Raw genomic sequence first — 6950 nt, 5'->3', positions numbered from 1 at the left:
GCCGATGCCCATGTTCGGTGCCGGGCGGCCCAGGCGGAGACGGCGATCCAGGCGACGTGGGCGGCGGACGGTTCCCGCCTTGTGGCGGCCGGTGCCCACCCGGTGGCGGCGGTGGCGGACGATGCGGCGGCGGTGGATGATTGGCCCAATGCGCACGATTCGGGTACCACGGACGCCCGCGATAGTACCGATCCCAATACGTGCCGATCGAGAACGTGATGAGCGGCAGACCGATGGCCGTCCCGTACGTCATGATGGGCACGTTACTGCCCTGGTATGGATACGTCAGGTAGCCGCCATAGACCCATCCGCGCGCCTGTGCGATCGCCACGTCGCACCACGTGTAGCCGCTCACGCAGCCATACACGGCGACGGGCTGCCCGGCAGGCAATTGCGCGACGACCGGGTAATCCTGCGCTGGTCCCGCGTACAGATACACGGGCTGGTTCGTGTACGCCTGCGATTGCGCCGACGCCGCACCCGATGCGACCGACAGTGCCACCGCGCCCATCACGGCAACGCATGCAATCCGCATTCGCATGATTGTTCTCCTTATCGTCTTATCGTCTCGCGGATATATCCCGTGAAAACTTAGCGAATTATGTGCCTGACAGGCATCTGTCATCCATGGACTGTCGCGAGAATGAACTGGCCACGGGAACAACGGATGCAGCTTCCGTTTGCACTCAACCTGTCGGGAGCACCTGATGAAACATGATCTGAAACCAGGCGACCGCGTCAACTGGAACACGCCGCAAGGGATGACCACGGGCATCATCGTTCGCGCTATCACCACACATACCGAACTGGACGGTCACACGGTAGCCGCAACGAAGGACGACGTGCATTACGAAGTCGAAAGCGAAAAAAGCGGCAAGCGCGCCGTCCATCGCGCGCAAGCGTTGCACAGAGTGTCGAAGCACTGATACGCAGGAAAGGCCGCGTAACAAAAAAGGCCCGCATGTGCACACATGCGGGCCTTTCCTGACGAACGCGGCAACGCGCTCAGACCACTTCGAACAATCCCGCCGCGCCCTGCCCGCCGCCGATACACATCGTCACCACGACGAACTTCGCGCCGCGCCGCTTGCCTTCGATCAGCGCATGGCCCGTCAGACGCGCGCCCGACACGCCATACGGATGGCCGACCGCAATCGCGCCACCATTGACGTTCAGACGATCATTCGGAATGCCGAGCTTGTCGCGGCAATACAGCACCTGCACAGCGAACGCCTCGTTCAGTTCCCACAGATCAATATCCTCCACCTTCAGTCCCGCCTGCTTCAGCAGTTTCGGCACAGCGAATACAGGACCGATGCCCATTTCATCCGGCTCGCAGCCCGCGACCGCGAAGCCGCGGAAAATGCCCATCGGTTGCAGGCCTTCGCGCTCGGCGACCTTCGCGTTCATCACGACGCACGCCGACGCACCGTCCGAAAACTGGCTCGCGTTGCCCGCCGTGATGACGCCGCCCGGCAGCGCCGTGCGGATCTTCGACACGCCTTCGAGCGTCGTGTCCGCGCGGATGCCTTCGTCGGCGGCGATCGTCACTTCCTTCGTGAAGAGACGCCCGCTCGCCTTGTCGGCGACACCGGCGAGCACCGTCATCGGCACGATTTCTTCGTTGAAGCGCCCGGCTGCCTGTGCGGCGGCTGCGCGCTGCTGCGACTGCACGCCGTACTCATCCTGACGTTCCCTGGAGATCCCGTAGCGCTTCGAGACGTTTTCGGCCGTCTCCAGCATCGACCAGTAGATTTCCGGCTTGTGCTCCATCAGCCAGCCGTCGCGCAGCATGTGCAGATTCATTTCGTTCTGCACGCACGAGATCGACTCGACGCCGCCCGCGACGAACACATCGCCTTCGCCGACCATCACGCGTTGCGCGGCGAGCGCGATGGTTTGCAGGCCCGACGAGCAGAAACGGTTCACCGTCATGCCCGGCACTGTCACGGGCAAACCGGCGCGCAGCGCGATCTGCCGCGCGATGTTCGAGCCGGTCGCGCCTTCCGGATTCGCGCAGCCCATGATCACGTCCTCGACACGCGCCGGGTCGATCTTCGCGCGTTCGACGGCGGCCTGCGTCACGTGGCCGCCGAGCGTCGCGCCGTGCGTCATGTTGAAGGCGCCACGCCACGATTTGGCGAGACCCGTGCGGGCAGTCGATACGATTACGGCGTCAGTCATGCATGTCTCCTGCTTTTCAATGTCGGTAAGTGTGAGGTTCGCTTTGCGTGCTGCGCGGCGCGTGGCTCAGGCCAGCAGGTCCGCCGACTGCACACGTTCGACACCCGCGGCGCGCATCTCGCGCCAGGCGTTGTCGAGCGAACCGTTCAGATCGATAGCGCGGGTCGCGTCCTCGATGACGGCGACCTCGAAACCGGCCGCGCGCGCATCGAGCGCGGACCACGCGACGCAGTAGTCGGTCGCGAGGCCACAGCACCACACGCGCGTGACGCCCGTGTCGCGCAGATAGCCCGCAAGGCCCGTGGGCGTCGTGCGATCCGCTTCGAGAAACGCCGAATAGCTGTCCACGTTCGCGTGATGTCCCTTGCGAATCACGGCGCGCGCATGCGCGATGTCGAGCCCTGCGTGCAACGCGGCGCCCGCCGTGTTCTGCACGCAGTGCGTCGGCCACAGCACCTGCTCGCCGTACGGCAGCGTCATCATCTCGAAGGGCTGACGGCCCGCGTGATTCGCGGCGAACGAAACATGCGACGGCGGATGCCAGTCCTGCGTCAGCACCACGTGGCTGAAGCGCCGCGCAAGCTGGTTCACGAGCGGCACGATTTCATCGCCGCGCGCGACGGCGAGCGCGCCGTTCGGCATGAAATCGTTCTGCACGTCGACGACGAGCAGAACCTCGCTGGCATCTTTCATCATGGTTCCTGTTATCTCGCGAATGCGCGTCAGCGCCCGGCCAAGCCTGCTATTTCAGCTATTGAAGCCGCGCCCTTGCGCCGCCCGCTCGACGATGCCCGGCGCAATCTGCCAGCCGTCGCCGTTCGGTTGCGATGCGTAACGGCGAATGGCGCGCTCGACGTTATAAAGGCCGACGGTATCCGCGTACAGCATCGGGCCGCCGCGCCACAGCGGAAAGCCATAGCCCGTCAGATAGACCATGTCGATATCCGATGCCTTCGACGCAATGCGTTCGTCGAGAATCTTCGCGCCTTCATTGGCGAGCGCGAAAATGAGGCGCTCGACGATCTCTTCGTCGGAAATCTTGCGGCGTTCGACGCCGAGTTCCTTCGAATACGCGACGATCATCTCGTCGATCTGCTTCGACGGATACGCGTTGCGGTCGCCTGCCTTGTAGTCGTACCAGCCGCCGCCCGTCTTCTGCCCGAAGCGCCCCGTCTCGCACAGACGGTCGGCGATCTTCGAGTAATGCATGTCCGGGTGCTCCTGATAGCGGCGCTTGCGGATCGCCCAGCCGATATCGTTGCCCGCGAGATCGCTCATGCGGAACGGGCCCATTGCGAAGCCGAACTTTTCGATGGCCTTGTCGACCTGCGCGGGCAGCGCGCCCTCTTCGAGCATAAAGAGCGCCTGGCGGATGTACTGCTCGATCATCCGGTTGCCGATGAAGCCGTCGCACACGCCCGACACCACCGCCGTCTTCTTGATCTTCTTCGCGACCTTCATCACGGTGGCGAGCACGTCTTTCGCGGTGTCCTTGCCGCGCACCACTTCGAGCAGCTTCATCACGTTGGCCGGGCTGAAGAAGTGCATGCCGACCACATCCTGCGGACGCTTCGTGAAGGCGGCGATCCTGTTCAGATCGAGCGTCGATGTGTTCGATGCGAGGATCGCGCCCGGCTTCGCCACTTCATCGAGACGCTTGAACACCTGCTCTTTCACGCCGAGTTCTTCGAATACCGCTTCGATGATGAGATCGGCGTCTTTCAGGTCGTCATAAGAGAGTGTCGGCGACAGCAAGGCCATGCGCTGCTCGAGCGCTTCCATCGTCAGCTTGCCCTTCTTGACGGTCGTCTCGTAGTTCTTGCGGATCGTCGCGAGGCCGCGCTCGAGCGCGTCCGGTTTCGTTTCGAGCAACGTGACGGGCAAGCCCGCGTTGATGAAGTTCATCGCGATGCCGCCGCCCATCGTGCCCGCGCCAATCACCGCGACTTTCTTGATGTCGCGCACGGGTGTTTCGGAAGGCACGTCGGGAATCTTGCTGGCCGCGCGCTCGCCGAAGAACGCGTGACGCAGCGCACGGCTTTCCGGCGTCTGCACGAGCGCGAGGAAACATTCGCGCTCCACTTTCATGCCGTGTTCGAAGCCTTTGAGGACACCCGCTTCGACTGCATCGATGCACTTGTGCGGCGCCGGAAAGTTTTTCGCCACGCCCGCAACGGTATTGCGCGCGAACTGGATGAAGCCCGCCGCATTCGGATGCTCGATCTTGCGATCGCGAATCTTCGGATGCGGGCCGCTCTGCGCAGCGACCTTACGCGCAAATGCGACCGCGCCTTCGAGCAGATCGCCTTCGATCATCTGATCGAAAAGCGGCGTGCCCGCAAGCTTCTCCGACATGACAGGCGCACCCGACACGATCATGTTCAGCGCCGCTTCCAGTCCAAGCGCACGCGGCAGACGCTGCGTGCCGCCCGCTCCCGGCAAAATGCCGAGCTTCACTTCGGGCAGCGCGATCTGCGCGCCAGGCGCCGCCACGCGATAGTGCGCGCCGAGCGCGAGTTCGAGCCCGCCGCCCATCGCAACACTGTGGATCGCGGCGACGACAGGTTTCGCGCTGCCTTCGACCGCCTTGATGACGGTCGCGAGCGTCGGCTCCTGCAGCGCTTTCGGCGTGTTGAATTCGGTGATGTCGGCGCCGCCCGAAAAGGCCTTGCCCGCGCCTGTCAGCACGATCGCCTTGATGGCGGGATCGTTCTGCGCGCGCTCGACGCCTTCGACGATGCCCGCACGCGTCGACAGGCCGAGGCCGTTGACGGGGGGATTGTTCAGCGTGATGACGGCGACGCCGTCGTGTGTCGTGTAGTCCACTGCCATCTGCCAGCCTCCATGCGATGCGGACGCGCGTCAGGTGCGCGGCCCGGATGGGAACACGCGAACCATTGTCCGCTGTTTCGCTGTTTGTTTGCGATAGCAGGCAGAATACACAAAAAAGCACACTCGTTCAATTTTAACGCGTGTGCTTTCGATGGACGTAAACCCGGAGACTATTTTGCTTTGGCGGGATCGAGCGCGTGTGCTTCCTCGTCGAACGGACAGTTTTCGATGTCGAGCGCCGACGGCAGCACGTGAGCGCGAAAGCGCTCGCGCAGCTTGAGCTTTTGCAGCTTGCCCGTGGCCGTGTGCGGCAGTTCGTCGACGAACACGATGTCGTCGGGAATCCACCATTTAGCGACCTTGCCCTCGTAGAACGCGAGCAATTCGTCGCGCGTGACAAGTGCATCGGGTCGCAGGACGACGACAAGCAGCGGCCGCTCATTCCACTTCGGATGCGAGCACGCGATACACGCCGCTTCCGCCACGGCCGGATGCGCAATCGCGACATTCTCGACATCGATCGAACTGATCCATTCGCCGCCCGACTTGATCACGTCCTTGCTGCGGTCGGTGATATTGAGGAAGCTGTCGCGGTCGATGGTCGCGACGTCGCCCGTCGGGAACCAGCCGTCGACCAGCGGCGACGCGTCGCTCCTGAAATACCGGTCGATCACCCACGGCCCGCGCACGTGCAGATCGCCGAACGCGACGCCGTCCCACGGCAGGTCGCGCCCGTCATCGCCGACGATCTTCATGTCGACGCCATACATCACGTGGCCCTGCTTTTCGCGCAGCTTGCGCTGTTCGTCCGGCGAGCGCTGCGACTGTTCCCACGTGAGCTTCGACAGCGTGCCGAGCGGCGACATCTCCGTCATGCCCCACGCGTGAATCACCTCGACGCCGTAGACCTCCTGGAACATCTTGATCATCGCGGGCGGACACGCTGAGCCGCCGATCACCGTGCGCTCCAGCGTCGAAAACCTCACGTCCGCTTCACGCAGATAGTTGAGCAGGCCGAGCCAGACGGTCGGCACGCCCGCGGAATAGGTGACGCGTTCCGCTTCCATCAACTCGTACAGCGACTTGCCGTCGAGATCCTTGCCCGGAAATACGAGCTTCGCGCCCGTCAGCGGCGCAGAGTGCGGAATGCCCCACGCGTTCACATGGAACATCGGCACGACGGGCAGCACGGAATCGCGTGCGGACAAACCCATTGCATCGGGCAGCGACGCGCCGAACGCATGCAGTACCGTGGAGCGATGCGAGTACAGCGCGCCCTTCGGGTTACCCGTTGTCCCCGACGTGTAGCAAAGGTTGGATGCACAACGTTCGTCGATGGCGGGCCAGTCGAACTCGCCGTCCTGCTGCGCGAGCAGCGCTTCATAGCTCGACACGGCCGTCGACATGCGCGGCATATGCGCTTCATCCGTCATCGCGATCCAGCCGCGCACGTTCGGACACTGCGGCGCGAGCACATCGACGAGCGCCGCGAACGTAATGTCGAATAGCACATAGCGGTCATCGGCGTGATTGACGATGTAGGCGATCTGATCGGGAAAGAGGCGCGGATTGATCGTGTGACACACGGCGCCGAAGCCCGTCGTGCCATAGTACGTTTCCAGATGCCGGTAGCCGTTCCATGCGAGCGTACCGACGCGGTCGCCCGCTTCGACGCCGAGCGCGATCAGCGCCTGCGCCAGTTGCTTCGCGCGCTTCTCGCAATCGCGGTACGTGTAGCGGTGCACGTCGCCCTCGATGCGCTTCGACACGATTTCCGTCGTGCCGAAGTGGCGTGACGCATGTGCCAGCAGCGAAGAAACCGTCAGTGGCACGTCCATCATCTGTCCATAGAGCGGCGTCGTCATACGCGGGTGTCTCCCAAGGTGTGATGTAGTTTCGCGTTGTTATTCGTTCCGATATGCGCTTCGGATGCG

At 63.4% G+C, this 6950-nt stretch carries 6 protein-coding genes; 1 reads left to right on the top strand and 5 read right to left on the bottom strand.

The features are described from left to right. A partial coding sequence (locus G3O01_RS40200; protein ID WP_205813036.1) for an SH3 domain-containing protein occupies window positions 1-541 on the bottom strand: 541 nt, incomplete at its 3' end. Window positions 542-707: 166 nt separating this feature from the next. Between G3O01_RS40200 and G3O01_RS40195 the strand changes: the two genes are divergently transcribed. Beyond that, window positions 708-926, top strand: coding sequence for a DUF2945 domain-containing protein (locus tag G3O01_RS40195; RefSeq protein WP_205813035.1), 219 nt, complete (start codon window positions 708-710; stop codon window positions 924-926). 79 nt (window positions 927-1005) lie between these two features. Here G3O01_RS40195 and G3O01_RS40190 read toward each other — a convergent pair whose 3' ends face one another. The 4 genes from G3O01_RS40190 to G3O01_RS40175 form a co-directional block, all read right to left on the bottom strand. Beyond that, on the bottom strand, window positions 1006-2184 hold the full coding sequence (locus tag G3O01_RS40190) for an acetyl-CoA C-acyltransferase (RefSeq protein ID WP_205813034.1): 1179 nt from the start codon (window positions 2182-2184) through the stop codon (window positions 1006-1008). 66 nt (window positions 2185-2250) lie between these two features. Next, on the bottom strand, window positions 2251-2877 hold the full coding sequence (pncA, locus tag G3O01_RS40185) for a bifunctional nicotinamidase/pyrazinamidase (RefSeq protein ID WP_205813038.1): 627 nt from the start codon (window positions 2875-2877) through the stop codon (window positions 2251-2253). Window positions 2878-2931: 54 nt separating this feature from the next. Further along, a complete protein-coding gene (locus G3O01_RS40180; protein ID WP_205813033.1) occupies window positions 2932-5016 on the bottom strand; it encodes a 3-hydroxyacyl-CoA dehydrogenase NAD-binding domain-containing protein in 2085 nt (694 codons plus the stop codon). 170 nt (window positions 5017-5186) lie between these two features. Further along, entirely contained in the window at window positions 5187-6881 is a 1695-nt protein-coding gene (locus G3O01_RS40175) for a 3-(methylthio)propionyl-CoA ligase (RefSeq protein ID WP_205813032.1), read from the bottom strand. Between the last annotated feature and the right edge of the window lie 69 nt (window positions 6882-6950).

Source organism: Burkholderia sp. Ac-20365 (genome assembly GCF_017104715.1).
Lineage (GTDB): Bacteria > Pseudomonadota > Gammaproteobacteria > Burkholderiales > Burkholderiaceae > Paraburkholderia.
Note: the sequence above shows the minus strand (reverse complement) of the source record. Positions and strands in the feature narration are given on the sequence as shown.

Excerpts from the sequence above, each read along its gene's own strand:
- G3O01_RS40195 (WP_205813035.1), top strand. The coding sequence starts at position 708 with ATGAAACATGATCTGAAACCAGGCGACCGCGTCAACTGGAACACGCCG.
- G3O01_RS40190 (WP_205813034.1), bottom strand. The coding sequence starts at position 2,184 with ATGACTGACGCCGTAATCGTATCGACTGCCCGCACGGGTCTCGCCAAA.
- pncA (WP_205813038.1), bottom strand. The coding sequence starts at position 2,877 with ATGAAAGATGCCAGCGAGGTTCTGCTCGTCGTCGACGTGCAGAACGAT.
- G3O01_RS40180 (WP_205813033.1), bottom strand. The coding sequence starts at position 5,016 with ATGGCAGTGGACTACACGACACACGACGGCGTCGCCGTCATCACGCTG.
- G3O01_RS40175 (WP_205813032.1), bottom strand. The coding sequence starts at position 6,881 with ATGACGACGCCGCTCTATGGACAGATGATGGACGTGCCACTGACGGTT.